Here is a 26,169-nt window from a genome sequence, read left to right as displayed (position 1 = left end):
GTTTATTTGTAACTTGATTAATACATCATAGGTAGTGTCATTAAGCCAACTACGACTGCGATCATTACAAGTCCTTGTTTTTGTGAAGAAGTAATCATAATTCAGCTCCTATGTGTCTATGTTTAATTCTATGCTTATTAGAATAGCACTGGTTTAGTGGTTTGATCAAGTATTTGATGATAAGACTTGCATAAAGATAACTTTAATGTGCTGTTATTGACGTTATTTGGGGAGGAATTTGTTTGTTTTTCTACTGTTTTTAAAGTGTGCGATGTGCTTTAATTTTTGTTGGGTGTTTATTTAAGTCGTTGTTTTTTAATGCGTAAGTATTTATTGTTTTATTCTTTTATTGATGTTGTTTTTTGTTTTGATGCTTTGATGGTGAATGGGGTGGTTAGCTAATTAAATTTGCACTATTTAATTGATATTTCTGTTTGTTGAGGTTGTTGATTGTTTAACATCACATGAGATTTTATGACTTGGGGAGTACTTTGACCTATTTCGAGGTTAGTGATCGGCCTGAGGGTTAGACGGGTTTGAATATCATTCTGTTTGATTAATTAATTGAAAATAAAAGACTATTACTATTTGTTTTTGATGATGATGAATTGATTTTCCTTAACTTATCTCGCTTGTGGCGCTTCTTTGTTGCGGATTTTTGTTTGAAGATGTTGATGTGTGACACCAATGGCCAGTTTGTAGAACTTTACTGACTAGGACGTTGTCTAGGCACTATCGGCAAGTAAAAAAGGAATGGTTATCAAGATCCAAGTTTCGCAATCTCCCTATAGACATCAATAATCACAGGCCTAAACTGGCGGCGTAATAATTAGAGGTATAGGTATGTGGAGTTGGATGTCTGTTGCTTTAGCAGGCTTTGTAAGTATTTCAGCAAGTGAAAGCAGTAAGAGTCAGCAGGCGATGGCATTTCGTGCTGTGAGCTTTGCATTTTTATTGGTCATTCTATATCAGCAAAGCATTGAACTGACATTGGTTCAGATGTGGGTAGCGTTAGGAGTAGGGGTCTCTATGATAGCCGATACTCTATACCTATTAAGACGAAACAGACGACTATGTTTTGCGTGTTTTATTTTGGCTCAAGTCTGTTTAGGGCAGTCGTTCTGGGTTCAGCTATCCAGTAGTATTGAATGGTGGTTACCAGCATTGTTGCTAGCAAGCGGCATTGTGGCTTTTTTCTTATTACTTCCTCAGATTGACAAGCTTATATTCCCCGTCACTATTATGGGGCTAGTTCTTGTGCAATTGGCTTGGGCTGCGGGTTCAGTGTGGCTGCTGCATTCCTCGTTACCTAGCCTTTTCGGGTTTATAGGCACGATTGTATTGATTGTTTCGGCCGGGCTTCTGGCGATTCATGATTACCGCCGCCCAATTAAAGGTGGCCGATACTTGATATCGGGTACTTATCTACTGGCTTATTCCTTGATCACGGCGTCAGCGATCGCTTAAATCAGTCTAACGCTTTAATTGTTCATCACTTACTTTAGGACGTTATCATGTCAAATGAAATTCATGCGCACGCTGTGCTCAATCTATTACGCGAACAATCGATGACAGAAGAAGCACTTCGCGATGTGATAGTGAAAGAGCATGGAAATGATGTGCGATTTCGTACCTGCAGCCGCAATGGCTTTGAGCTTGATGGTTTACTTGAATTTTTTAAAGAAAAACAGAAAGTCACTGTCGAAAATGGGGTTTGGAGCTTGAATGCTGAGCGAGTGTGCAGCCACTAATCTGAATGCCTGAGTAGTGCCCAAACATCGCCTAGAATAAAGGTACTGTGCTTCTATGAGGCGGCGAGATTTGAAGCGGGTTTCTTCTGCCTAATGAAATCGTTATACTCCGCCCATTAACTTTAACGGTCGTTTGTTATGGAAATTTTATCTGCCGCCACCATGCTTTTCCTTATCATGGATCCCCTTGGCAACCTTCCAATTGTTCTCTCTATACTGAAGCACCTTGATCCTAAACGTCGTAAGAAAGTCTTGTTTAGGGAGCTTTTGTTTGCACTTGCAATTTTGCTGCTATTCCTATTCGCAGGGCAAAGTATTATGAACTTCCTGCACGTTGAACCAGAAACCTTAAGTATCTCTGGTGGCATTATTTTATTTATCATTGCGATTAAAATGATTTTCCCGAGCGCAGGTAGCATTACGGGGTTAGCGGCTGGTGAAGAGCCTTTTATTGTACCTATGGCTATTCCTATGATTGCCGGGCCTTCGGTGATAGCGGCGTTACTTCTTTTATCGACTCAGCATCCTGATAACATGTTAGAGCTTTCTGCGGCCGTTATGCTGGCGTGGGGAGCGACCTTCTTTATCTTAATGTTCTCTGGTTTCTTCCATAGAATATTGGGTGAGAGAGGGCTAAAAGCCATCGAACGATTAATGGGTTTACTGCTTGTGATGATTTCAACTCAGATGTTCCTAAATGGCATAAAAGGCTATATGGCCATGACAGGTTAAGCTTCACCAAGAAAACAAAAAAACGCTCTTACCTATTGACTAGGAAGAGCGTTTTTTAATATTCAATATTCGCCTGAGACCTTATCTCATCAGCGACATGCTACTAGAGTCAAACCTCGCTATCGCCACTTGCCTTTGAGGCCATATCAGGCATGCGTTTGTTGCGGATATCAATCAGAGCACAGACACCAAAGACGAGGATGGAGAGTTTATCGCCGAAACTTAAACGTAGCTGTTTAGAAAAAGCCGCAGAAAAGATAACGGTCTGCAGTACGTGAGTAAAAAACAAGAAACCCATGATGATGTAGAGCACAAGATCTAGCGGGTAATGAAAGGGCATAACGAGATTATAAAACAGTACCGCCCATACAATGGCAATGATTGATTTAGCAATAATAATTCCACCGTTCATTGTTTCTCCTTATCAAGTCTATTTCGTTACTTGATTGAAATTAAGGCTCTTTTCTAGTGAAAAGGCGATACGTCAGTTGACCCGTTGTTTTCTCTCGATGGCTAACCCAATGGCTAGGAATACCCTCAAGCGTGAGTTCTTTTTCCGTCTCGACATAAATTAAGGCGTCGTCACTCAACCAATTGTTCTGTTCAAGCAGTTCGATAGCTTCAGCGAGCAGACCCTTTCTAAAAGGGGGATCGATGAATACAATATCAAAGGGGGTGCCTGGCTGTTTTAAATACGTCAGACTGTCGCTATTGATGACGTTGATGTTCTCGGCTTGGACGGCTTTGGCATTGACCGAAAGTTGGTTGTAGGCCTGCTTGTTTAACTCGATTAAAGTCACCGACTCTGCCTGGCGAGAGGCGGCTTCAAATCCTAAGCCGCCCGAACCGGCAAAGAGATCGAGACATTTTGCTTGCGGTACGTCTTGTGCTAACCAGTTAAATAGGGTTTCCTTGACTCGATCTGTGGTGGGTCTTAACCCTTCCAGATCATGAACAGGCAGTTTTCTTCCTCTCCATAGGCCGCTGATAATGCGAACAAAGCCAGTGGAAGGCTTTTTTTGTGATGTGTTTTGCTGGCGACGTCTTACCATAGATTTTTTGACCGCTAATTAAGTGTTACTATACACCGCTACCTTACATACAAGGTTAAGGTGTAAATCTGAATTTTATAGTGACAGAGTGTACCAATCTAATTGAAGGTTTTTCACTGCTTTGTCACTTTCTTTTCTATAGAAGAGACAATTCTATAAGAAAAGTGTTGTTGTTAGTTTAGTAAATCTAGGATATCTCCAGATGACGGAAAAAAAGAAACGCGGCTTACTCTCTTGGCTAGGCTTTGGCGATGAAGAGCAGACTAAAGATGCTCAAGGTACAGACTCACAGAACCTTGAGCAGAATGAAGAGATAACGGATGCCTCAGAAGACGTTGTTTCACCAGACCAAGATAACGCGTCGGAAGCAACATTAGAGGAAACTCAACCAACGGAAGAGTCAACGGTTGAGAATTCAGAAGAGATCGATGAGCCTGTCCTAGCAGAAGCAGAAGCAGAAGCAGAAGCAGAAGCAGAAGCAGAAGCAGAAGTTCGAATTGAAGAGCAAGAAAAACCAACCGAAAGCTTTTTAGCCCGCTTAAAGCGCAGCTTAAGCCGCACTAAAGCGAACATTGGTGCGGGCTTCTTTGGCTTGTTCAAAGGCAAACAGATCGATGATGAACTGTTTGAAGAGCTTGAAGAGCAATTGTTGATCGCCGATGTCGGCATGAATACCACTGTTAAAATTATAGAAAGCCTAACTGAGAAAGCATCACGTCAAGATCTGAAAGACGGTGAGGCACTTTATGGGCTGCTCAAAGAAGAGATGTCCGAGATTCTTACCACGGTTGATAAACCACTCGTTGTGGATACCAACAAAACGCCCTATGTGATTCTGATGGTGGGCGTCAATGGTGTTGGTAAAACAACGACCATCGGTAAGCTGGCGAAACAATTCCAGAATGATGGTAAGAAAGTGATGTTGGCGGCGGGTGATACCTTCCGTGCTGCTGCTGTTGAGCAACTGCAAGTTTGGGGTGAACGAAATGATGTGCCCGTCATCGCTCAGCACACTGGCGCCGACAGTGCGTCCGTTATTTATGACGCGATTGAAGCTGCAAAGGCTCGTGGCGCAGATGTGGTCATTGCTGATACTGCAGGTCGCTTGCAAAACAAATCTAATCTAATGGAAGAGCTGAAGAAGATTGTTCGTGTGATGAAGAAGATTGATGATTCAGCCCCACATGAAATCATGCTTACTTTAGATGCGGGTACCGGACAAAATGCGATCAGCCAGGCTAAGTTGTTCAGTGAAGTTGCTCCAGTCACCGGAATAACACTCACTAAGTTAGATGGAACCGCAAAAGGTGGAGTCATATTTGCCATTGCTGATCAGTTCCAGATCCCAATCCGTTATATTGGTGTTGGAGAGGGCATTAATGACCTACGTCCATTTAAAACTGAAGAGTTTGTTGAAGCTCTATTTAGTCGCGAAGAATAGTCGTCGTTTAATCGTAATGGATTTTGGAAAGTAAAAGGAATCGCAGGTGATTAATTTTCAGCAAGTGAGTAAAGCGTATCGAGGTGGCCGTCAGGCGCTTCAGAAAGTGGACTTCCACCTTAAACGGGGTGAAATGGCCTTTTTAGGTGGGCACTCTGGTGCCGGAAAAAGCACCTTGCTGAAATTGATTTGTGCCATTGAACGACCAACGGATGGAAAGGTCAGCTTCAATGGTCATGATATTACTCGTATTCCAAATAAAGACATTCCATTTCTCAGACGCAATATTGGTATCGTATTTCAAGACCATCGCCTGCTTATGGACCGAAGTGTCTTCGATAATGTAGCACTTCCGATGCGAATCGAATCTATTTCAGAAAATGATATTAAGCGCCGAGTGAATGCCGCATTAGATAAAACGGACTTGCTAGATAAAGCCCGTTGTTTGCCAAGCCAGCTTTCTGGTGGTGAGCAACAGCGAGTAGGGATCGCGAGAGCCGTAGTCAATCGCCCGACATTACTGCTGGCTGATGAGCCCACGGGTAACCTAGACCCACAGCTTTCCAACCGTGTTCTAAAACTGTTTGAAGAGTTTAACCGAGCTGGGGTGACGATTCTCCTCGCGACACACGACATTGGCCTTGTTAACACACGCCCTCAATATCGACATCTTGAACTAAACCAAGGTTTTTTAAGCGAGGTCGAAGACTATGGCCGGTAATGTTCGCAATAAAAAAGCAGCGAAAAAGCGCATTCAGAAGCCATTCAAAACCATTGGTTTCTTCCAGTCGCATTTGACACAAGCCAAACGCTCATTCTTTGCGCTGTGGGAGCGGCCACTAGGAAACATTCTGACTTTGGCTGTCATCTCTATGGCGCTCGCGATGCCATCTTGTTTGTATCTGCTGGGAAAAAATATTGCCGCGGTCGCTGATAGTGTCGTCAGTCCGTCGCAAGTCAGCGCCTATCTTGTTGAGCGTACACCCGAAGCCAGAATCATGGTGATGAAAGACGAGATTGAGCGTCGTTCAGAGGTGGCTCGAGTGGAATATATTTCCTCACAACAGGGCCTTGATGATCTTAGTCAGTATTCGGGTTTCGAACAGGCGATCAGCTTACTGGATGATTATTCTCTGCCAAGTGTCTTGATCATTACCCCAAGTGCAGAAGACAAAGAGCAAGTCACGACGATTATCAATAGCCTGAAAGAGCATAAAGAGATCACCAATATTCGGGTAGATGAAGATTGGTTAACAAGGCTCGACGCGATACAAACCCTGATCACCGTCATAGTAACCATTCTATCAGTATTGATGCTCGCCTCTGTCTTTCTCATTGTCGGTAATACCTTGCGATTTAATGTATTAGCCAATAAAGATGAGATTCAAACCATGAAGCTCATCGGTGCGACTGACAGTTTTATCCTGCGCCCTTACTTTTATTCTGGGATGTGGTTTGGCTTGCTTGGGGCGTCATTTGCTTGGATTCTTACTGCATTCATCACCATCTTGCTGAACAGCTCGGTAGAAAGCCTAGCGATGCTCTACGATAGCCACTTTAGATTGATAGGCCTGAGCTGGGATGAATCTCTTCTGCTTGTGATGTTAGGTTTATTACTTGGTTGCTCTGCAGCAAAAGTATCAGCAAAGCGTCATCTAAAAGAAATTGAACCAGTGTAAGCTGCTAGTGTCCTAACATACGCGAAAGGGTTTTAGACCTGTATTTACCGTGACTAGGAATAGCCGCTTTCACATAGTAAGTTAGACATAAACTGGGTTGTAGGCCACTTTGGGGCTTGTAACGCCTAGTGGTTTATGCATAATGATTGACCCCTGCTTGAAAGCTGTTCAGATTCAGTTCAAGTGATATAGGGTAAATATATAATCCAGATCAGAGATTGATGAGGAATTGAATGACAACTAAATCGTATTCAATGGCAGTCGTATCGCAAGATAGCTTAGATAGCTATATTCGTTCAGCACATAGCTACCCAATGCTAACGCCGGAAGAAGAGCGCGAGCTCGCGGAAAGATTACATTACAAAGGTGAACTAGAAGCCGCAAAAGGGCTTATTTTGTCACACCTTCGATTTGTTGTTCATGTCGCTCGTGGTTACTCTGGTTATGGCCTACCAATGGCAGACCTTGTACAAGAAGGTAATATTGGACTGATGAAAGCGGTCAAACGCTTTAACCCTGAAGTTGGGGTTCGATTGGTCTCTTTTGCTGTTCACTGGATCAAAGCCGAAATTCATGAGTACGTATTGCGTAACTGGCGTATCGTTAAGATTGCGACCACAAAAGCACAACGTAAGCTGTTTTTTAATCTACGTAAGTCTAAGAAGCGCTTAGGTTGGTTTAACAACGGTGAGGTTGAAACTGTTGCTCGTGAGCTTGGGGTTGACCCATCTGAAGTCCGAGAAATGGAATCTCGTTTAGCGGCTCAAGACTCTACATTTGAGATGCCCAACGATGATGACGAAAGTGGCCATTCTTATACGGCTCCAGTGCTCTACCTTGAGGATCAGTCTTCTGACCTTGCTGATAATGTAGAAGCGTCAAATTGGGAAGCGCATACAAATAATCGTTTGAGTTTAGCACTCGCGACTTTGGATGACCGTAGTCAGCATATTGTTCGTTCTCGTTGGTTAGATGATAACAAAACGACTCTGCAAGAATTGGCTGAAACCTATAGCGTATCGGCAGAACGCATTCGTCAATTAGAGAAGAATGCAATGAAGAAGCTGAAAGCCGCCGTTGGCGAATTTTAGTCATTCTAGTTAGCTTTACAAAACAGCATCAAATTTAGAAAGCCGAGATCAAATGATCTCGGCTTTTTTCTTTTATTCGATCCAAATCCTATTCATTCACAATGACTTGCCTGTGGGTAACTCTGTGTAAACATTATTAAGCACCTGTCAGCAAGCGGGGCAAACAAAGGCGCTGTCCCTTTTTATCCTGTGGGGATACTTTTCCTTTTACTCACAAATAAATAATGATCAACACTATATCTAGTGGATCAAATGATCCAAAACCACGTTATCAACGCAATCCACAGAGTTATACACAACTTGGCTGTTTTGTTGCTCAAGTGGATAACCATATTGTCAGTCGGTACTTATCAAGCTTGGGATAGGTTACAATCACGGCAATTTAGTACCGTCGATAAGGAGATTCCATTGGAACAGTTTCAAACCATCAATATTCATCAAGCGCAGGAACTATTAACTAAACCAGAAGTGGTCTTGGTTGATACGCGTGATAGCCAATCTTTTTCTCAAGGCCATGTTGCGGGTGCTTTTCCATTGAGTAACGACACCGTTGTCGATTTTATGAATGAGACTGAATTTGAACAGCCAATACTTGTGATGTGCTACCACGGGATCAGCAGTCAAAATGTTGCGCAGTATTTGATTAACCAAGGGTTTGCTGAGGTGTATAGTATTGATGGTGGGATGGAAGCCTGGCGTCGAGCGGAGTTACCGATAACGCAATAGGCGGATTCAGAATGCGAATATTCTGACAACCACTTAATCATAGTCAGTTAAGAAAGGTGGTAATAGGCAGATGGTACGACTGTTAACCGTAGCGAACCCAAGAGCGGCGCAAGCGTTTATTGATTACATGGCGTCTAGGCAGATTGAGATTCGTATGATGCCGGAAGGTGATGGGCAATACGCATTGTGGCTGTTAGAGGATCAACATCAAGTTGAAGTTGAATCTGAACTAACTCACTTTCTTGACAACCCGACTGACAATAAATATCAAGCCGCCTCTTGGACAATGGCAGAAACGCGTACCAATGCTTTTTCGTATCACACTCCCAGCTTTATCAGTATGATCAAAGCGAAAGCAGGGCCTGTTACCTTATTTGGCATGGCACTGTGCATAGGTGTTTTCGTATTACTGCAACTGGGTTTTCAACAAAGTGTGTTTTCATTCCTACACTTTCCTGCAGAAGCTGGACAACAGTTGCAGTTATGGCGCTGGTTTACACACGCTATTCTTCATTTTTCCGTCATGCATATCGCCTTTAATGTTTTGTGGTGGTGGCAGCTCGGCGGCGATATAGAGCAACGTCTTGGTTCGCTGAAATTACTACAAATTTTTGCTCTCTCAGCGGCACTCTCTGGTGCTGGGCAATATTGGGTCGAAGGTGCGAATTTCGGTGGCTTGTCAGGCGTTGTTTATGCTCTGATGGGGTATATATGGATGTTGGGTGTTAAAGCGCCGAAGTTGGGTCTTAATCTACCTAGACCACTGATTGGCTTTATGTTGGTTTGGCTAGTGCTAGGGTATGTACAGCCTTATATGGCCATCGCCAATACTGCGCACTTGGTGGGCTTGATTGCGGGTGTTGCACTAGGATTGATGGATGCAAGCAAGGCGAAACATCAAAATTAGTCCGTATTGCGATGTTTGTCATCAGTAATATGGTTTTCGACGATTAAAAAAAAAGCTTACGTCACTGCGTAAGCTTTCTTTACTTTTGGGTATTTTCGCGATTACTGGTAGAGATATTTGGTAAACAGTAGATCGGCAATAATGGTTCGGCCAGTTTCAGGTAATAGAATGGCATTGAGCTGATCGACCAGGATTTTTCTTAAGTCTTCTCTTCCTGCCAGAGATTTTATAGTATCTTCAGATTGTTGACCGAGTAGCTCGATGACGGCATCGCGAATCAGCGGTTGATGCAGCTCCACTATAGGTAGATCAGCAGAACTGGCCACCATGATATCGATACGCACCTGAATGTAACCTAGCTTTTTACCTTTAGTATAGAAGTTGGTGGTCAAATCTGGTTCTAATGTAAAGTAAGCCAGTTGTGGCGTTGCTGCTTCTTCTGCATAACTGGGTATTGAAATAACCAAGCTGAAAATGACAATTATTTGGGCTAGATAACGTTTAAGCATATTTATGACTTTTCTTTTTTATAATGATGATACTCGTATCTATAGAGTCTTGTTACAATGGAGTATCTGTTTGTTATGAAATGCACTGAGCATTCCTCGGTTGGCTTTGACCAATCTTTGCAGCTTTATTCTACGATGTTAAAGCTAATAATTGAATACTAGTATGAATCTATCAACTTCGCTCTATCTATCTGCTTTACTTCAAGTAAATTGGAAGGATCCGTCAAACTTTGACTATCCAACAGAACAGGCTCAGCATTGGTTGCTTGAGGCTGGGTCTTTATCGCGTTTGCTTAAACTTCATTGTGAAGAGTTAAGTGTAGACTTACTTCATAATCGCACCGTTAAAGTTGAGCGACTGAATTCTCAGGAAGTTGAGTTGCTATCCCCAGAACAGTGCCTTTTGCGTAAAGTGGTACTCAAAGGAGATGGAATACCTTGGGTGCTTGGACGAACTTTGATCCCTAATTCCTCTCTAGAAAAACAAGAACATGATTTAAAAGAGCTGGGGGAGATCCCGTTAGGATTAACCGTGTTCAGCACCAACGATGTAAAAAGAGATGCTTTGCAAGTGGGGTGGGCTGAAACGGAAGACGGGCGTTTTTTGGCACGTCGTTCCCGTTTATGGATGAACAATAAACCGATGTTGGTTGCTGAGCTCTTTTTGCCCACCTCTCCGGTTTACTTACACGAGTGCAAATCATGACTGCTGTAAACACAAGCTCCGTCGTATCAGATAAGGCGCGAGCTTATTGGCAATTAATGCGTTTGAATCGCCCAATAGGTTCACTATTATTGCTTTGGCCAACATTATGGGCGCTGATTGTTGCTGCTGAAGGTCTCCCTCGTTGGGATGTGACACTTGTATTTGTATTCGGTGTCGTACTCATGCGTTCAGCTGGATGTGTGATTAATGATTTCGCGGATCGAAAGGTCGATGGTCATGTGAAGAGGACGAAAAATCGCCCTTTGCCTTCTGGTCTGGTGTCGAGCAAAGAGGCCATCGGCTTATTTTTAGTGCTCGCGATAACGTCGTTTTTACTCGTTCTCACCATGAACCCTCTAACTATTCAGTTATCCTTTGCCGGTATCGTTCTCGCTTTTGTTTACCCTTTTATGAAGCGTTACACGCATCTACCGCAGCTATTTTTAGGCTTGGCGTTTAGTTGGGCTATTCCTATGGCTTGGGCTGCGCAAACCAACGAGTTGCCATTAATGGTGTGGTATCTGTTTGTGATTAATGCCATTTGGACGATCGCTTACGACACTCAGTATGCAATGGTGGACCGAGATGATGATGTCGAAATCGGGATTAAATCGACGGCGGTACTGTTCGGGCGATTTGATAAAATGATCATTGGCGCGCTGCAGCTTGTCACCATGATCATGTTGATATTGCTCGGTGATTACTATGTGCTAGGTGACGCCTTTTATTGGGGCTTACTGGTCGTTGGTGCGCTGTTTGTGTTTCAGCAATGGTTGATACGCCATCGCGATCGTGACTTATGCTTTAGTGCTTTTCTCAATAATAACTATGTCGGTATGGTGATCACCATTGGATTATTGACGGGTTTTCTAATTAAGTAAAACGTGAAGTGTGTGTAAAAAGGGGCGTCTATTTAAGCGCCCTTTTTGGTTTTATTGAACTCTTATCCTATCGACTTAGTCTTCCAAACCATTGGCCTGATGGATACTCTCTTGAATGGTGAGTTTGACTTCTGGATACAGCATGGAATACAACATTTGGGCGAGCTCTTGGCTTCGTGCTTGATCGCACTCTCCGTTTACATCCAAATATTCTTCTTGCTTCAATGTGTTAAACATTGCAGAAAACACCCCTTTATCGAAAAACTCAGGAGCATTGATGCCATGCAAGCGTCCAAGGCGTTGGGCAATGTCTTGGCTTCTCTTTTCTAAATCAGCCTTACCCAATTCAGGGTTGGTTGACAGCAAATTGAGTGCGATAGCGTACCTTTGCAGTGTCTCTGTGATTGTGCGACCAAGAAGCATCAGCACTTGAGTGTTCGCTTGGTTAATCGCAACATTGTCCCCGTCGATACACACATGGCCTTGTCGTGATAGCTCTTCGATATAGGCATTCACGACGTCAGAGAGCGCTTCTTCTTCAATGCTCAAGAAAAGCTCTTGTTTAAGGAATGGGTAGATTTTGGCAACGCGACTTTCAATTTCAGACAGGGGTAACTGTCGGCTGCGAATCAGCATCTGAGCAATCAATGATGGGATCGCAAACAAATGAATAATGTTGTTTCGGTAATAGGTCATCAATACTGACTGATGACGATCGAGTGACACAATACTGCCCATAGCGTCGCTATCAATCACGAACTTATCAAGCGATTCGGCGTGCGTCACCAGTTCATCTGCACTCTCTTCCGGCATGGTGAAAGTGGATGAATAAGGCACGTTCTTCAATAATGATAAATAGCTATCAATCTGATTGACCAAACTGTCGCGAGACAGCGCACGTTGGCGTGAAGCCAATAAAGCCGTTGCACACAGCGTTAATGCGTTTGCTGCCGCGGCATCGTTGATATGCGTCATCATTTTATTTGCTAGCGTATTGACGACAGGGTTTATCCATTGAGGCTTGGTTCCACCTAATGGATCGATGTCTTGAGTCCATTCGGGCGCTTGCTCATTGAGATATTGGTTAAGAGGAATGGGTTCACCGAAGTTCACATACCCCTTACCAAAGTTACGCAGTTTACGAATGGTACGAAGCACCTGGCCAGCGTTCTCTTTCTCTTTATCTTTGCCACGCAGCTCTTTGGCGTAAGTGCTTACTTCCATAACGTGTTCATAGCCAATATAAACGGGTACGAGCGTGACCGGTCGATTAAGCCCGCGAAGCATCGCTTGAATGGTCATGGCCAGCATGCCCGTTTTAGCTTGCAGTAAACGACCCGTACGTGAACGCCCGCCTTCGCTAAAGTATTCAACGGAATAGCCTTTGCTGAACAGTTCGGCTAGATACTCACGAAAGACGGTGGAGTAAAGCTTGTTGCCTTTAAAGCTTCGACGAATAAAGAATGCACCACCACGTCTAAATATTGGACCTGCCGGGAAGAAGTTTAGATTAATACCTGCTGCAATATGCGGTGGAACCATGCCCTCATTATACAAAACGTAAGAGAGTAATAAGTAATCCATGTGGCTACGGTGACAGGGCACATATACGATCTCATGGCCATCTTGTGCGAGTTGTCTTATTTGCGTGGCATTGGAAATATTCAAGCCTTGGTAGATTCGATTCCACAGCCAACCTAACGTGCGTTGCCCCATTTTGATCAAGGAATAGGAGAAGTTGGCGGCGACTTCTTCCATGATGGCGTGCGCTTCTTTGCGAGCCTTCTCTATCGGGATGTTTTTGCTCTTTGCTTCCTCTTCGATTGCTTGCTCAATCGCCTTAGAGTCGAGTAGGCGTTGGAAGAGCGCTTGTCTATTTGGCAGGTTAGGGCCAGACGCCGCGAGCTTTTGTCTAGAGAAGTGAATACGAGCAACGCGAGCGAGCTTATGGGCAATCGATTTATCCGTGCCATGGGCATCGGCCATATAACGCAGTGACACGACAGGGCTGAATCTGACGAGGCAATCTCGACCTGAAACAATCACCGCCGCTGCTTTCTGCGGCCCATTGAGCGCTTGAAGATAAGGCTTTGTCTGCTCTTCTTTTCCTGGTTTTCTTCCCCACAACACAGTCGTTGGAATGATCTGAACATCCAAGTTGCTATCAAACTGATGAAGCTCTAGTAGAGAAGAGAACAGCGAGATAGAGGTGCTAGGTACATCTTGATTACGCTGCATTAGCGTCGGGCGAGTAGAGGTAAATACGTAGCGTGGAAAAGACTGGCCATTAATCGTGACAGGGCTTAATGGATCAGGTAACCCAAGTTCACGCGTGTGTTTTTGTAGGGTAAGAAGGTCAACACTCGATCGAAATGGCAGTGCGTATACGAGAGGCTTGTCAGGATCAATATTATGATCTTCAATAGGATTTGAAGGAATTGCCGTCCCCTTTACTAAAAAAGATAAGGGTAGCTTCAGCATTGATCGCGCTAGGGATTGTCCAGAAGACATAGTATTTCACAGCCTCACGTATTTCAAATAAGCATAAGTGACTTTCCACCTAATTGTTATTTTAACGAGAAGTGGAGAATCACCTAGGCAGGTCACTTAAAAGAGCGGCAAGGATAACAGAAACTGGTCTAACCTTTTAATCATAATGTGGATGTTTAGGTCAGATTTGTGCGAAATTTTTATGAATGCTTGTTTTTAAAAGGAAACAACGTGCCAGACAAAGCTGTACATGGATTCAAACGACTTCGAAATGCCATGAAGTATTCATTTAAAGGCCTGACATCGGCGTTTAAAAACGAAGCCGCTTTTAGAGAAGAGTTACTGCTGGCCATTATTTTCATATCCAGCGCATTCTATTTTGAAGTGACCGATGTGGAGCGAGTGCTGTTAGTCACTTCTGTTTTGCTGGTGTTGGTCGTCGAGCTGATAAACAGCGCAATAGAAGCCGTGGTTGATCGGGTAGGTGAAGACTTTCACGAGCTCTCTGGTCGCGCAAAAGATATGGGCTCTGCGGCCGTTTTTATTACTATTCTATTGGCGATTTACGTCTGGATTGAGATCATCATTCTTTGACGAATTTGTGAATGATCGAAAAAACAACCAATTATCTTTTCATTTTATAACTTACTGGATATACTCACAGTTAACTGTATAAAAAGACAGGTGACTTATGAAGCCGTTGACTGCACGCCAACAACAAGTATTTGATTTAATCAAAAGTAAAATTGAAGATTCTGGAATGCCACCGACTCGAGCGGAAATCGCTCGTGAATTGGGGTTCCGCTCTGCGAATGCCGCAGAGGAACATCTTAAAGCCTTAGCACGTAAAGAGGCGATTGAGATTATTCCTGGCGCTTCTCGTGGTATCCGTATTCTATTGGAAGCGGCCAATGAAGAAGAGGGATTACCTCTTATTGGCCAAGTGGCTGCGGGTGAGCCGATTCTTGCTCAAGAGCACGTAGAAACTCACTACCAAGTTGATGCTACAATGTTTAAACCACAGGCGGATTTCTTACTGCGCGTGAATGGCGAGAGTATGAAAGACATTGGTATCATGGACGGTGATCTGCTCGCCGTGCATAAAACTCAAGATGTACGTGATGGCCAAGTGGTAGTGGCTCGCGTTGATGACGACGTCACGGTAAAACGCCTTGAACGCAAAGGCTCGACTGTTCTTCTTCATGCGGAAAATGAAGAGTTTTCGCCTATTGAGGTTGACCTTACTGCTCAACATTTAGCTATCGAAGGTATCGCGGTCGGAATTATCCGTAATACTGACTGGATGTAGCCTTATTATTTGAGAAATTGTGTTCTGCAGTTCTCAATAGCTTGTAAGTTTAAATGATATTCATTATCATCTTCTTTCTGGATTCATAAGGAAGATGATAATGCCTCTGCCGACCCCCTCTACGAAACGACGTTATCAAATCCCTGCCAATTTAATGCAACCACTGTGGCTTCGTAGCCGAGAAAGTTTGGTTGATGATGGCCTTGTTTATGATCCCATTGCTGCGAATGCTTGCCGACATTGCCAGGTTGCACCTGAGTGTTTGTCTGGTGATATTGATCAAAAGCAGTTACTCCATGCCACCTTAACCCAATTGTGTGATTTGCAAGTCAAAGCCTTTATTGATCGATGCCCCGACGCGTGGATTATTAACGTAGGAGCGGGGCTAGATACCCGTTTCTATCGAGTCGACAACGGCCTATGTCACTGGGTTGAGCTTGATGTGACTGAGAATTTGCTGTGGCGACAAAAGCTCTTTCATAAGAGTGAACGATACTCTCACCACTGTGGTTCCGTAGACGACCTTCAATGGCTTGATCAATTGCCTGTTCCAAATAGTGCCAACGTTATGATTGTCTGTGAGCACGCACTCCTTGATGCCAACCAAGCACAGGTTGCTCAGTTCGTGCAAGCGCTTGGGCGTCACTTCAATGCTGCCACGGCTTGCCTGGTCATTGCAGGAGACAAGACCTCATCTCAGCTCGGGCAGAAGCTAGGATCGGCCGAGTATGCACATGGTTATGCTCAGCCTGGAGAGTCAATTCTTCACTATCTTCCTTGGGCGCAATGGGTAAAAACATGTTCACCACTGGATAAAAACTGTGGTCGCTGGAAGCTCTGGCACCGTTGGATATCTAAATTCCCCTCTTTAAAGCAGCGTTTAACTCCGGTTGTAGTTCAGCTTCGTTGGTGATCCAGTTACACTTCACTCTAACAAGTGAGGTGACTGTGAAATCCCAACCTATTCAATACCTAAACTATCTAGTCAAAAGCCTAAACGACCTATCTTTGCACAAAAGAGTGCTTCTTCTCGCGATCCCAATGGTGTTATCGAACATCACCGTTCCTTTGCTTGGGTTGGTGGATGCGGCTGTGATTGGGCACTTGGATCATGCTTGGTATTTAGGCGGAGTTGCGTTGGGTGGCACGATGATCAGTGTGACTTTTTGGTTGTTGGGCTTTTTGCGCATGTCGACAACGGGTCTCACCGCTCAATCTTACGGAGCGAATGATAAGCAGCAACTCGCGTTAGTCTTCATGCAAGGCTTGCTGATGGCTTTTGGTTTTGCCGCTGTATTTTTGCTTGCGCACGGTGTTCTATCTGACTGGATATTCTCTTGGAGCAATGCCAGTGAAGAAGTCAAACACTATGGGCAGCAGTACTTTGCTATTCGTGCGTGGAGTGCGCCTGCGGCATTAGCCAACTTTGTCATCTTAGGCTGGTTACTCGGCACTCAAAATGCCAAAGCCCCAATGTGGATGGTCATTATTGCAAACGTGACCAACATTACGCTCGATGTTTTGTTTGTCATTGGGCTTGATTGGAAAGTTGAGGGCGCAGCCTTAGCGTCGGTCATCGCCGATTACATGGGCTTTGCGTTTGGTTTGGTGTGCGTTTATCGAACATGGTGCGCTAGAGAGTTACCTTCACCTCGTTCTATTGTCGATAAATGTGGCCAGGATATTGGCCGGTTTGTGAAGCTCAATCGTGACATTTTTCTGCGCTCTCTTTGCTTACAGGCGACCTTCAGCTTCATGACCTTCCAAGGCGCGAGCTTCGGCGATGAGACGGTGGCCGCAAACGCGGTTCTGATGAGCTTCTTGATGATGATCTCTTACGGAATGGATGGTTTTGCTTACGCAATGGAAGCGATGGTGGGCAAAGCCATTGGTGCGAAAGACAGAAAAGAGCTTAATCAGTCTCTTATTGGAACCTTTTTCTGGAGCTTGATGATTTGTTTGGGCTTAACCTTAGTATTCTATTTTGCGGGATCGAGCCTGATCAATTTGATCACAGACATTCCTTCTGTTCAATCTAGTGCTCATGTTTACTTACCTTGGCTCATTGCGATGCCGTTAACGGCGATGTGGTGTTTCTTGCTAGATGGTATTTTTATTGGTGCAACAAAGGGGAAAGAAATGCGCAATAGCATGTTTTTGGCGACGTGTTTCTTTTTTGCTATTTTCTACATGGCCAATTCATTGGGTAACCATGCGCTTTGGCTGGCTATGCTCAGTTTCATGGCAATGCGTGGGATTGGTCTCGCGGTATTATTGATACACCAATGGCGAAAAGGTGAGTTTCTGGAAACAAAAACCGCAGGATAATGCCTGCGGTTTCGGTAACAATCTAAAGTAGACCTAGGTTAGAACAGTCTATTTAAGCCGTTCAACGCGGCCACACGATACGCTTCCGCCATGGTTGGGTAGTTAAAGGTGGTATTCACAAAGTACTCGATCGTATTGGCTTCCCCTTTTTGTTCCATAATGGCCTGACCGATGTGAATGATCTCTGCAGCACGCTCACCAAAACAGTGAATGCCGAGGATTTCTTTGGTCTCTCTATGGAAGAGTATTTTCAAGCTGCCGATGTCTTTGCCTGCAATTTGAGCGCGTGCCAGGTGTTTGAACGAAGCGCGCCCAACTTCATATGGAACTTTCGCGGCCGTTAACTCTTGTTCCGTTTTACCTACTGAGCTAATTTCTGGAATGGTGTAGATTCCTGTAGGAATGTCTTCTATCAGGTAACCAGATGCTTGACCGTGCGTAATAGCCTGTGCCACAAATCGGCCCTGGTCATACGCGGCGCTGGCTAGGCTAGGGTAACCAATCACATCACCAACCGCGTACACATGCTCAATACTGGTTTGGTAGTTACTGTTAACCGACACTTGGCCACGAGAATCGCCGGCTAAGCCAATCGCTTCAAGGTTTAACTTGTCGGTGTTACCTGTTCGCCCGTTCGCATACAAAATGCAGTCGGCACGCATTTTCTTTCCAGACTCGAGATGAACAATGACGCCATCATCTGTCCCTTCAATTTTTTCAAACGTTTCATCATTACGAATGATCACGCCGCTGTTCCAAAAGTGGTAAGACAGTGCGTCAGAGGTTTCGTTATCAAGAAAAGAAAGCAGTCTATCTCGAGTATTGATCAGGTCTGTTTTTACGCCTAAGCCGCGGAAGATAGACGCGTATTCACAACCAATCACACCGGCACCATAGATAATAATATGGCGAGGGTCGTGTTCTAAGCTAAGGATTGAATCACTGTCGTAGATACGTGAGTGCGTAAAGTCGACATTATCAGGTTGGTATGGACGAGAGCCCGTTGCAATAACGAATTTATCCGCGGTGTACTTCTCGACAGTACCGTCTGGTTGAGTGACATTAATGCAGTGTTCACCAGAGAACTGAGCGGAACCGAAGATCAGCGTACATTCGTTTCTGTCATAGAAGCCTTGGCGTAGGCGGGTTTGTTTATCAATGACCGATTTTGCGTGGCCGAGGATATTAGAGAAAGTGGAGTGGATGCTGCTGTTGTTATTGCAGAAAAGAGGGTTGCTATTAAATTCTATGATTCGGCTAACAGCATGGCGAAGCGCCTTAGAAGGAATCGTTCCCCAGTGAGTACAGCCGCCACCGACGCTGCTCTCTTTCTCGATGATAGCGACATTGAGCCCCGCTTTGGTTAATCCCATAGCTGCCCCTTCTCCACCTGGGCCACTACCGATCACTATTACATCAAAGTGGTTACTCTCAGTCATAAATCTATCCTTGTTATATTTTTTTACATTGCTGTAGCGATATTTTAACTCATATCACTGATAGGTAAACGAAATCAGGCTGAGAGAGTCGAAGTGATCACGGACACTGTATTAAAAACAGCAACTTTGACTGATTTAAAGGAATGGCTTTATGACCCAGGTAGGGGTTATCGATAACATAGGCTTTATGAATGGTCTTGCTTCGCGCTATAGTAGTGGCGATAAATAGTGAGTAAAGTAGTCTAATAATGAAATCTATGGGTATACGAGCGCAACAAAAAGAAAAGACTCGTCGTTCATTAATTGATGCGGCGTTTAGCCAGTTAAGTGCTGATAGAAGTTTTTCAAATCTCAGCCTAAGGGAAGTAGCCCGCGAAGCAGGCATTGCCCCAACCTCATTTTACCGCCACTTTAAGGACATGGATGAGCTAGGCTTAACGATGGTTGACGAAGGCGGTTTGTTATTGCGTCAGTTAATGAGACAAGCTCGTCAGCGCATAGCAACAGAAGGGAGCGTTATTCGCACCTCAGTTGAAACGTTTATGGAATTTATCGAAAGCAGCCCGAACGTATTTCGGTTGTTACTTCGAGAGCGTTCGGGAACTTCTTTTGATTTTCGAACCGCCGTTGCTCGGGAGATGCAGCACTTTGCTGCGGAGTTAACAGAGTACCTGACGAGTACAGGAATGAGTAAAGATGAAGCACTGACTCAGGCTGAAGCCTCTGTCACGCTTGTTTTTAGCTCAGGCGCTGAAGCATTGGATTTGTCTAAACGAGAACGCGATGAATTAGCGGACCGTTTGATTATGCAGCTACGCATGATCGCCAAAGGGGCTTTTTGGTATCGTAAAGAGCGTGAAAGAAAACGAAATAAAGCAGGGTAGTTGAATGTCGAATACAGAAAATCTAAAAGACCAAGGTTCTCAAGTAAACAAAGGCTCAGAGCGCAAGACATTGGTTCTCGCTTTGATCGCTGGTATGTGTGGAGACTCATTACTGTCATGGCTGACGATCAGTGAAATGAGCTTTTCCATCTTTCCACTGATCGCTTTAGTGTTGTCAGTACAAGCTCTGTATCAGGAGTATCTGCGTAACCCTGTGTCGGAAGACATCCCTTTGGTTGGTTTAGCGTGTTTCTTTGTGGGTGGTTTTGGCCATTCTGCTTTTGTGAAGGCGCAGTACCCGGATGCAGGTTCAAACCTGATTGCCATCGTTGTGGTGATGTTGTTGATGCTTTGGATTGGCAAGAAGCTCGGCTTTATTGGTAAAGCATCGTAGCTATTTTCTCTTTCTAATAAAAAACGAGCTTATGGGCTCGTTTTTTTATTTTGTTCGTATCAAATTACGCTTTTCGCTCAAGCAGAACACCGGCTTCCATATGGTGGGTATATGGGAATTGGTCGAACAGTGCAAATCGAGTCACGTTATGTGTTTTTCCAAGAATATCGAGGTTCTCTTTTAGTGTCTCAGGGTTGCATGAGATATAGAGGATACGCTCATAGCCTTGCACCATTTTACACGTATCGATATCCATGCCAGAGCGTGGTGGATCGACAAAAATGGTGTTGCAGTTGTAACTTTTAAGGTCAATATTCGCTTGTTTTAAACGGCGGAACTCGCGTTTTCCCTCCATGGCTTCCGTGAAGTCCTCCGCAGACATGCGAATGATTTGAACGTTGTCGATATTATTGGCGGCAATATTGTATTGCGCTGACTCAACCGAAGGCTTTGCCAGTTCCGTTGCCAGCACACGCTCAAAGTTTTTCGCTAACGCCAATGAGAAATTACCGTTACCGCAGTAGAGCTCTAATAAATCACCGTGGCTATCTTGAGTACAGTCCGTTGCCCATTCCAACATCTTTTCTGCCACTTTACCGTTCGGTTGCGTAAAGCTATTTTCGACTTGTTGATAGATGTAGGTTTGGCCATGAACATCGAGCTTCTCGATCACGTATTCACGATCCAGAACAATTTTCATCTTACGCGCACGGCCAATAAGGTTCAGGTTAAAGCCTTCGTCATTCAGCCGTTGTTTGAGAATCTTAGCCTGTTCAATCCATTCTTCATCAAGTTGGCGATGATAAAGAAGTGACACTAAGATCTCGCCACTTAGTGTTGACAGGAAATCCACTTGAAAGAGCTTATGACGTAAGGCAGTGTTCTCTTTCATCGCATCAATAAGAAGAGGCATGAGGTCGTTGATCAAACGGCTCGCAGCAGGGAATTGGTCAACTCGGTACTTTTCTTTTGTCTCTTGATTGAACATGGCATAGAACATGTCGTCGCCGTCATGCCACACTCTAAATTCCGCACGCATACGGTAGTGTTGAGCCGGGGATTCAAACACTTCTAACTCTGGCACATGATAGGGTGCAAACATTTGGGTGAGACGTTCGGTCTTTTCTGCCAATTGTTCTTGGTAGTGCTCAGGGTTTACATCAAGAGTCGCCATGGTTTTGCCTTACTTGGTACGGTGCATTCTAAGAAAGAGCGCAGATTTTATTCAATCCTCGCCACTTGTCCAGTGATGAATGTAACTCATGGGTTTTTCTAGTCGATAAAACTATAGCTTATAGCGATGTTTATATAGACAAAGCCCACCTTGGGGAATAATATCCTCGACTAACTGGTGCCATTCTAGAAGTATAGATGGCTGAAAAGGGAATCTGGTGTGAATCCAGAACTGACGCGCAGCGGTAAAAGAGAACGAATGCTCAAGTGACACTGCACTAGAAGGTGTGGGAAGTCGAGCGATAGGCGGTGAAAACCATGCTCTTAAGTCCGAAGACCTGCCAGTAGCCGAGAACAACATCTGATATTGAAATCGATGCTCGGTAGGATATTCGCGATTTAGGATAAAAATAATGAACAAATCTATTCTAGCGATTGCAGTGGCATCGCTAACTACGCACACCTCAATTTCTTACGCTGAGCAGCAAGTCGATGAAACTATGGTCGTCACTGCCAACCGTTTTGAGCAAGATATTAGCGATACGATCGCTCCTGTTGAAGTGATTACTAAACAAGATATTGATGCAATTCAGGCAACGTCACTCTCAGACGTGCTACGCCGACTACCTGGTGTTCAAGTTACGAATCAAGGCAGCGTTGCTCACGGGCAAGAACTTTACATTCGTGGTCGCTCAACTAAAAACACCTTGGTATTAGTTAATGGTACTCGAATTGGCAGTGCTACTTTAGGGTATGCCAACTTAGCTGCAGTCCCACTTAATGGGGTTGAGCGCATTGAAGTTTTACGTGGTGCTCGAGCGGCGGTTTATGGTTCAGACGCAGTAAGTGGAGTCGTCAATATTATAACGACACGCAGTGCTGACAATTCTGCAAGTGTGAAAGCGGGCGCGGGTAGCTTTGGTTTGTATGACCTAAATGCAGCAGGATCGGTCTCCAATGAGAGCGGTTGGTTGAACATTGCAGCTACTCATCAACAAAGCGAAGGTTACAACATCCAACCAAGCAGCACTAATCCATATGATTCTGATAAAGATGGACACAGCACTCAGTACCTAACGATTGATGGTGGTACCCAGGTTAATCAGAACTTCGTATTAAAAGCGAATGGATACTACCAGCAACATGATGTTGAATTTGATAATCCATGGGGTGGTGTCGATAATACAGACAGTGAGCTTTACGCATTGGGCGTTGTCGGTGACTATAAGAAAGAGCAATTAAATAGCGTCGTTACCTTAGCGACGAATCAAGATAAAGCCGAATCGTATGGTCAAGGGACGACACCAAGTGCGATCACAACGAATCGCCATTCTGTATCGTGGAATAATCTTTATCATGTCAACGAAGCAACATCTGTTATTGGTGGAGTAGATTGGTATCAAGATAAAGTGAAAAATGATTCCACGGAGATGACTGAAGACAGTCGAAATAACACTGCGGTCTATGCTGGTGGAAGTGTTGCTCTAGGTGATTTTTCTGGGGAGGCGAACGTTCGTTGGGACGATAACAGCTCATTTGGGAATTTTACAACGTATCAACTTGGCGCGGGTTATAGAATCACCGACACTGTGCGTTTAGTCGGTATGTATGGTACAGCGTTTAAGGCGCCAACATTTAATGAATTGTATTGGCCTTTGCAGTGCAGCTCTTGGGGTTGTTACTCTGGTAACCCAGACCTAGTTCCAGAAGAATCAGAAACAGCAGAAGTAGCGGTTGAAGCAACTTTTGAACTATTTGACCTCCGAATCGCTGCGCACAATAGTGATGTAGAAAAGATGATCGCTAGTAACGGAATGACTCAAGTTAATGTTGGTGAGGCTGGGATTAAAGGGTACGAAGTTGTAGGTACTTTTTACACGGGTGATTTATTCCATATGGCCTCTTATGATTACTTGGATACTGAAGATAAGTCGACAGGTAATCAGTTGGCGCGTCGCGCAAAACATAGTGCCAAGTGGAATACCACTTATGAATTGAGCGATTGGCGCTTCGATTTAAGTTATCTTTATCAAGGTAAACGTTTTGACGATTTAGCAAATACAACAGAGTTAGCTGCTTATTCGTTATTTGATTTTGCGGCCTCTTACTATTTTAATAATGGTGTGACAGTTGCAGGTAAAGTTGCAAACTTGTTTGATGAAGAGTACGAAACAGCGGAAAACTATAAAACCCCTGAACGTAACTACTACGTGAGCGTAGCTTACTCATTCTAATAAAACAAACCGCCTTCGGGCGGTTTTTTACTTTTAGGTTTCGATGAATGAAAAAGAAAAATGTGATCATCAGTTGGTCGTCAGGTAAAGATTCCACACTGACTCTTTTGAGGCTATTGGAAAATCCGAACTATCAAGTCATAGGACTGTACACAACCTATGTTCAGGATGAGATTCCTTTTCAAGCCACGCCATTAGACGTAGTGCAAATGCAGGCTGACTTGATAGGGCTTCCTTTAGTGCTCATAGAATTGCCGGAAGTATTCCCTAGCAATGATGTTTACAAGAAAGCTGTCATTGATGGCATTAAAGGTTCTAACCTAGCCGTTGATGCGGTGGCGTTCGGTGATATGTTCTGCAATGGGATTGTTGATTATCGAAATAGCTATATAGAGCCTGCAGGTTTGGAGTCTGTGTTCCCACTTTTGGGAGAGGATTCAATGGTACTTGCCAAAGAAATACTGCAAAGAGGAATAGTGACCTCTTTAATCACGATTGATGGCAGTCAGCTTGACCGAAAATTTTGTGGCCAACAATACTCGGATAGTTTGCTTTTAAGCCTGCCTAATGGAGTGGACCTTTGTGGAGAAAATGGTGAATTCCATACGTTAGTCACGCAGGCCCCTTGCTTTAAAGGGAAAATCGAACTGCAGTTACTGAATGTAGACCACGACGAGCGGTTTAGTTATCAAAGATATAAAGCAACCGCGTTGCCAAATATAAAAGAGTAAGTATGATTCACGGATACTTAATTAGGGAATAGATAACGTGTCTCATCAGGTTCATCCTTCGATTCTTATATTTGACTCCGGTGTCGGTGGTTTATCTGTATATCAAGAAATAAAAAAGCTTTTGCCGCAAGTAAATTGTACTTACCTCTTTGATAACGAAGCCTACCCATATGGTGAATTAACCCAGGAAGTGTTGATTCAAAGGGTAGACAAGTTGGTTTCGCAACATGTCGAGGTAAATCAGGTCAGTGCGGTTGTTATAGCGTGCAACACAGCAAGTACCATTGTGTTACCCACCTTACGCAGTAAATTGAGCATCCCTGTTGTTGGGGTTGTTCCAGCTATAAAACCTGCATCTGTTCTAGCGAATAAAGCAGTCGGTCTGATTGCAACACCGGCTACGGTGACTCGTGAATACACTAAAGATCTTGTTCGAAGTTTTTCCCCGAATACTCATGTTGAGATGCTAGGTTCTACCGAACTTGTTGAGATGGCAGAGGCGAAACTAAGAGGAAAAGAAGTCGATCTAGTTAAGTTGGCCAATATCCTTTCGCCCCTCATTGGTCAAATTGATGTTGCCGTTCTAGGGTGTACTCATTTCCCTCTGATCAAAGAAGAGATAAACCGAGTCTTAGGTGACAATGTGGTTCTGATCGATTCTGGGGAAGCAATAGCAAGACGTATACAGTCTTTATTGGGTCTAGAGACAGGGGAGCGTTATGTTGGGAGTCAGAAAGTTTGGAGTAGTGCGCGCCCATCAAATGAAAGCGCACTAAATTATGCATTACAAGAGCTTGGTTTTAGCTCTGTTCAACGTCACCGTTTTCAGGGTGTTTAGGATCGTTAGCAACTCTAACCTTTAGAGTTCGTTGCATATAATCTTGGTCATTAAGTTCTTGGATAGTTGACTTCACATCACTTGCCGCAATGACAACAAAACCAAAGCCTCGTCTTTTACCTGTGCGCTTGTCTTTCATTAAGCGTACGGCAAAAACTTCACCATGTTTAGAAAACAGTTCCCTTACGTGTGCTTCGTTTGCTTTATAAGGCAAGTTACCTACATAAAGAGTTTGGGTTGAAGGAGAAGAAGTTTCAGAAGTTTCCGTGTCAGTGTTAGAAGGTTTAAGGATAAGAGCAGAAGCACAAACACCGATAAGGAATGCGAATACAGATGGTACGGGTACCAAATAGATAACGATAGAGCCAATCACTGCTAGGCCTACTACCATTGAGATAGATTTATTAGAGTTCATATTGAATACTACATTTCAATTAATAAGAGAGAGTTACGTCTACTGTTAACAAAATAGACACATGAATCTTACGTACATGTATTGAGATTTGCCAATATAATGATGTGACATGACTCAAATGTTGAAATTTTATTCAATATTAGTGATGTTGGTGGCTTTTTAGACGAACAGAATTTATTTAATTAAAAAGGCTTGTCATAAAGTAAATCCTCTCTATAATGCCGCCTCACTGACACGGAATGAGACAACAATCACATTGAGTGTTCAGCAGAGGAAAAGAGCTAAAAATTAACTCTTGACTCTAAAGGTTCAAAGCGTATTATACGCACCCCTAGCAACGAGCGGAAACGCACGAAAGCTAGGCGCTCTTTAACAATTTAAACCTATCAATCTGTGTGGGCACTCGTTGATGATAATCCAATTAGAAGCTTAGGCTTCAAATTTGGTTTCAATGAACTG

27 protein-coding genes and 1 riboswitch are annotated in these 26,169 nt (G+C 43.9%); of the genes, 20 read left to right on the top strand and 7 right to left on the bottom strand.

Translation table 11 applies throughout. The features are described from left to right. Nucleotides 1–843 precede the first annotated feature (843 nt). The 3 genes from BCU12_RS19130 (at nt 844) to BCU12_RS19120 (ending at nt 2,483) form a co-directional block, all read left to right on the top strand. Nucleotides 844–1,467, top strand: coding sequence for a lysoplasmalogenase family protein (locus tag BCU12_RS19130; protein WP_102405848.1), 624 nt, complete (start codon nt 844–846; stop codon nt 1,465–1,467). A 47-nt stretch (nt 1,468–1,514) separates the two neighbouring features. Further along, nucleotides 1,515–1,751, top strand: coding sequence for a YecH family metal-binding protein (locus BCU12_RS19125; protein WP_102405847.1), 237 nt, complete (start codon nt 1,515–1,517; stop codon nt 1,749–1,751). Between the two features lie 138 nt (nt 1,752–1,889). After that, complete coding sequence (locus tag BCU12_RS19120) at nt 1,890–2,483, top strand: YhgN family NAAT transporter (protein WP_102405846.1); 594 nt, start codon at nt 1,890–1,892, stop codon at nt 2,481–2,483. Between the two features lie 109 nt (nt 2,484–2,592). Here the strand turns inward: BCU12_RS19120 and BCU12_RS19115 are convergent, their stop codons facing one another. Together BCU12_RS19115 and rsmD are read right to left on the bottom strand one after the other, a co-directional pair. Continuing rightward, nucleotides 2,593–2,895, bottom strand: a complete 303-nt coding sequence (locus tag BCU12_RS19115) for a DUF1145 domain-containing protein (RefSeq protein WP_102405845.1) — start codon at nt 2,893–2,895, stop codon at nt 2,593–2,595. Between the two features lie 40 nt (nt 2,896–2,935). After that, nucleotides 2,936–3,535 carry a 16S rRNA (guanine(966)-N(2))-methyltransferase RsmD gene (gene rsmD, locus BCU12_RS19110; protein ID WP_102405844.1) on the bottom strand — a complete coding sequence of 200 codons (600 nt, stop codon included), beginning with the start codon at nt 3,533–3,535 and terminating at the stop codon, nt 2,936–2,938. Between the two features lie 202 nt (nt 3,536–3,737). Between rsmD and ftsY the strand changes: the two genes are divergently transcribed. The 6 genes from ftsY (at nt 3,738) to glpG (ending at nt 9,379) form a co-directional block, all read left to right on the top strand. Beyond that, on the top strand, nt 3,738–4,976 hold the full coding sequence (gene ftsY / locus BCU12_RS19105) for a signal recognition particle-docking protein FtsY (protein ID WP_102405843.1): 1,239 nt from the start codon (nt 3,738–3,740) through the stop codon (nt 4,974–4,976). Between the two features lie 46 nt (nt 4,977–5,022). After that, on the top strand, nt 5,023–5,697 hold the full coding sequence (ftsE, locus tag BCU12_RS19100; RefSeq protein ID WP_102405842.1) for a cell division ATP-binding protein FtsE: 675 nt from the start codon (nt 5,023–5,025) through the stop codon (nt 5,695–5,697). Continuing rightward, nucleotides 5,687–6,655, top strand: a complete 969-nt coding sequence (gene ftsX, locus BCU12_RS19095; RefSeq protein ID WP_102405841.1) for a permease-like cell division protein FtsX — start codon at nt 5,687–5,689, stop codon at nt 6,653–6,655. The genes ftsE and ftsX overlap by 11 nt, the downstream gene beginning before the upstream one ends. A gap of 233 nt (nt 6,656–6,888) precedes the next feature. Continuing rightward, nucleotides 6,889–7,746 carry an RNA polymerase sigma factor RpoH gene (gene rpoH / locus BCU12_RS19090; RefSeq protein WP_102405840.1) on the top strand — a complete coding sequence of 286 codons (858 nt, stop codon included), beginning with the start codon at nt 6,889–6,891 and terminating at the stop codon, nt 7,744–7,746. Nucleotides 7,747–8,154: 408 nt separating this feature from the next. After that, nucleotides 8,155–8,472, top strand: coding sequence for a thiosulfate sulfurtransferase GlpE (glpE, locus tag BCU12_RS19085; RefSeq protein WP_102405839.1), 318 nt, complete (start codon nt 8,155–8,157; stop codon nt 8,470–8,472). Between the two features lie 70 nt (nt 8,473–8,542). Next, nucleotides 8,543–9,379, top strand: a complete 837-nt coding sequence (gene glpG, locus BCU12_RS19080; RefSeq protein ID WP_102405838.1) for a rhomboid family intramembrane serine protease GlpG — start codon at nt 8,543–8,545, stop codon at nt 9,377–9,379. 101 nt (nt 9,380–9,480) lie between these two features. Here the strand turns inward: glpG and BCU12_RS19075 are convergent, their stop codons facing one another. Beyond that, a complete protein-coding gene (locus tag BCU12_RS19075; protein WP_102405837.1) occupies nt 9,481–9,888 on the bottom strand; it encodes a flagellar basal body-associated protein FliL in 408 nt (135 codons plus the stop codon). Between the two features lie 163 nt (nt 9,889–10,051). Here BCU12_RS19075 and BCU12_RS19070 point away from each other — a divergent pair, with 163 nt between their 5' ends. Beyond that, on the top strand, nt 10,052–10,594 hold the full coding sequence (locus BCU12_RS19070; RefSeq protein WP_102405836.1) for a chorismate lyase: 543 nt from the start codon (nt 10,052–10,054) through the stop codon (nt 10,592–10,594). Then, a complete protein-coding gene (gene ubiA, locus BCU12_RS19065; protein ID WP_102405835.1) occupies nt 10,591–11,475 on the top strand; it encodes a 4-hydroxybenzoate octaprenyltransferase in 885 nt (294 codons plus the stop codon). The genes BCU12_RS19070 and ubiA overlap by 4 nt, the downstream gene beginning before the upstream one ends. 75 nt (nt 11,476–11,550) lie before the next feature. Here ubiA and plsB read toward each other — a convergent pair whose 3' ends face one another. Then, nucleotides 11,551–13,986: a glycerol-3-phosphate 1-O-acyltransferase PlsB gene (gene plsB, locus BCU12_RS19060; RefSeq protein ID WP_102405834.1), complete on the bottom strand. Its 2,436-nt coding sequence runs from the start codon at nt 13,984–13,986 to the stop codon at nt 11,551–11,553. Nucleotides 13,987–14,196: 210 nt separating this feature from the next. Between plsB and BCU12_RS19055 the strand changes: the two genes are divergently transcribed. The 4 genes from BCU12_RS19055 (at nt 14,197) to dinF (ending at nt 17,602) form a co-directional block, all read left to right on the top strand. Further along, entirely contained in the window at nt 14,197–14,559 is a 363-nt protein-coding gene (locus BCU12_RS19055; RefSeq protein ID WP_102405833.1) for a diacylglycerol kinase, read from the top strand. A gap of 97 nt (nt 14,560–14,656) precedes the next feature. Then, nucleotides 14,657–15,274 carry a transcriptional repressor LexA gene (gene lexA / locus BCU12_RS19050; RefSeq protein ID WP_102405832.1) on the top strand — a complete coding sequence of 206 codons (618 nt, stop codon included), beginning with the start codon at nt 14,657–14,659 and terminating at the stop codon, nt 15,272–15,274. 100 nt (nt 15,275–15,374) lie between these two features. Next, a complete protein-coding gene (locus BCU12_RS19045; RefSeq protein WP_102405831.1) occupies nt 15,375–16,187 on the top strand; it encodes a class I SAM-dependent methyltransferase in 813 nt (270 codons plus the stop codon). Between the two features lie 35 nt (nt 16,188–16,222). Further along, nucleotides 16,223–17,602, top strand: coding sequence for an MATE family efflux transporter DinF (dinF, locus tag BCU12_RS19040; RefSeq protein WP_102405830.1), 1,380 nt, complete (start codon nt 16,223–16,225; stop codon nt 17,600–17,602). Between the two features lie 38 nt (nt 17,603–17,640). Here the strand turns inward: dinF and sthA are convergent, their stop codons facing one another. Next, a complete protein-coding gene (gene sthA, locus BCU12_RS19035; RefSeq protein WP_102405829.1) occupies nt 17,641–19,041 on the bottom strand; it encodes a Si-specific NAD(P)(+) transhydrogenase in 1,401 nt (466 codons plus the stop codon). 248 nt (nt 19,042–19,289) lie between these two features. On the opposite strand from sthA, the gene fabR reads away from it, so the two are divergent. After that, nucleotides 19,290–19,925, top strand: coding sequence for an HTH-type transcriptional repressor FabR (gene fabR, locus BCU12_RS19030; RefSeq protein WP_102405828.1), 636 nt, complete (start codon nt 19,290–19,292; stop codon nt 19,923–19,925). A 4-nt stretch (nt 19,926–19,929) separates the two neighbouring features. Continuing rightward, nucleotides 19,930–20,319, top strand: a complete 390-nt coding sequence (locus tag BCU12_RS19025; protein ID WP_102405827.1) for a YijD family membrane protein — start codon at nt 19,930–19,932, stop codon at nt 20,317–20,319. 64 nt (nt 20,320–20,383) lie between these two features. Here the strand turns inward: BCU12_RS19025 and trmA are convergent, their stop codons facing one another. Continuing rightward, on the bottom strand, nt 20,384–21,493 hold the full coding sequence (gene trmA / locus BCU12_RS19020) for a tRNA (uridine(54)-C5)-methyltransferase TrmA (protein WP_102405826.1): 1,110 nt from the start codon (nt 21,491–21,493) through the stop codon (nt 20,384–20,386). 158 nt (nt 21,494–21,651) lie between these two features. Then, nucleotides 21,652–21,853: riboswitch (cobalamin riboswitch) on the top strand. Nucleotides 21,854–21,905: 52 nt separating this feature from the next. Between trmA and BCU12_RS19015 the strand changes: the two genes are divergently transcribed. The 3 genes from BCU12_RS19015 to murI are packed head-to-tail and all read left to right on the top strand — an operon-like array spanning nt 21,906 to nt 25,295. Next, complete coding sequence (locus BCU12_RS19015) at nt 21,906–23,726, top strand: TonB-dependent receptor (protein WP_102405825.1); 1,821 nt, start codon at nt 21,906–21,908, stop codon at nt 23,724–23,726. A 47-nt stretch (nt 23,727–23,773) separates the two neighbouring features. Then, entirely contained in the window at nt 23,774–24,457 is a 684-nt protein-coding gene (locus BCU12_RS19010; RefSeq protein ID WP_102405824.1) for a hypothetical protein, read from the top strand. A gap of 37 nt (nt 24,458–24,494) precedes the next feature. Beyond that, nucleotides 24,495–25,295: a glutamate racemase gene (murI, locus tag BCU12_RS19005; RefSeq protein WP_102405823.1), complete on the top strand. Its 801-nt coding sequence runs from the start codon at nt 24,495–24,497 to the stop codon at nt 25,293–25,295. Here the strand turns inward: murI and BCU12_RS19000 are convergent. Continuing rightward, the gene (locus BCU12_RS19000) at nt 25,258–25,710 is read right to left on the bottom strand and encodes an RNA-binding protein (RefSeq protein ID WP_102405822.1); all 453 of its coding nucleotides are present in this window, start codon (nt 25,708–25,710) and stop codon (nt 25,258–25,260) included. The genes murI and BCU12_RS19000 overlap by 38 nt on opposite strands. Nucleotides 25,711–26,169 lie beyond the last annotated feature (459 nt).

This window comes from Vibrio sp. 10N.261.55.A7, from assembly GCF_002877365.1.
In the GTDB taxonomy this organism is placed as follows: domain Bacteria; phylum Pseudomonadota; class Gammaproteobacteria; order Enterobacterales; family Vibrionaceae; genus Vibrio.
This window is presented reverse-complemented; position numbering and strand designations above follow the sequence as displayed.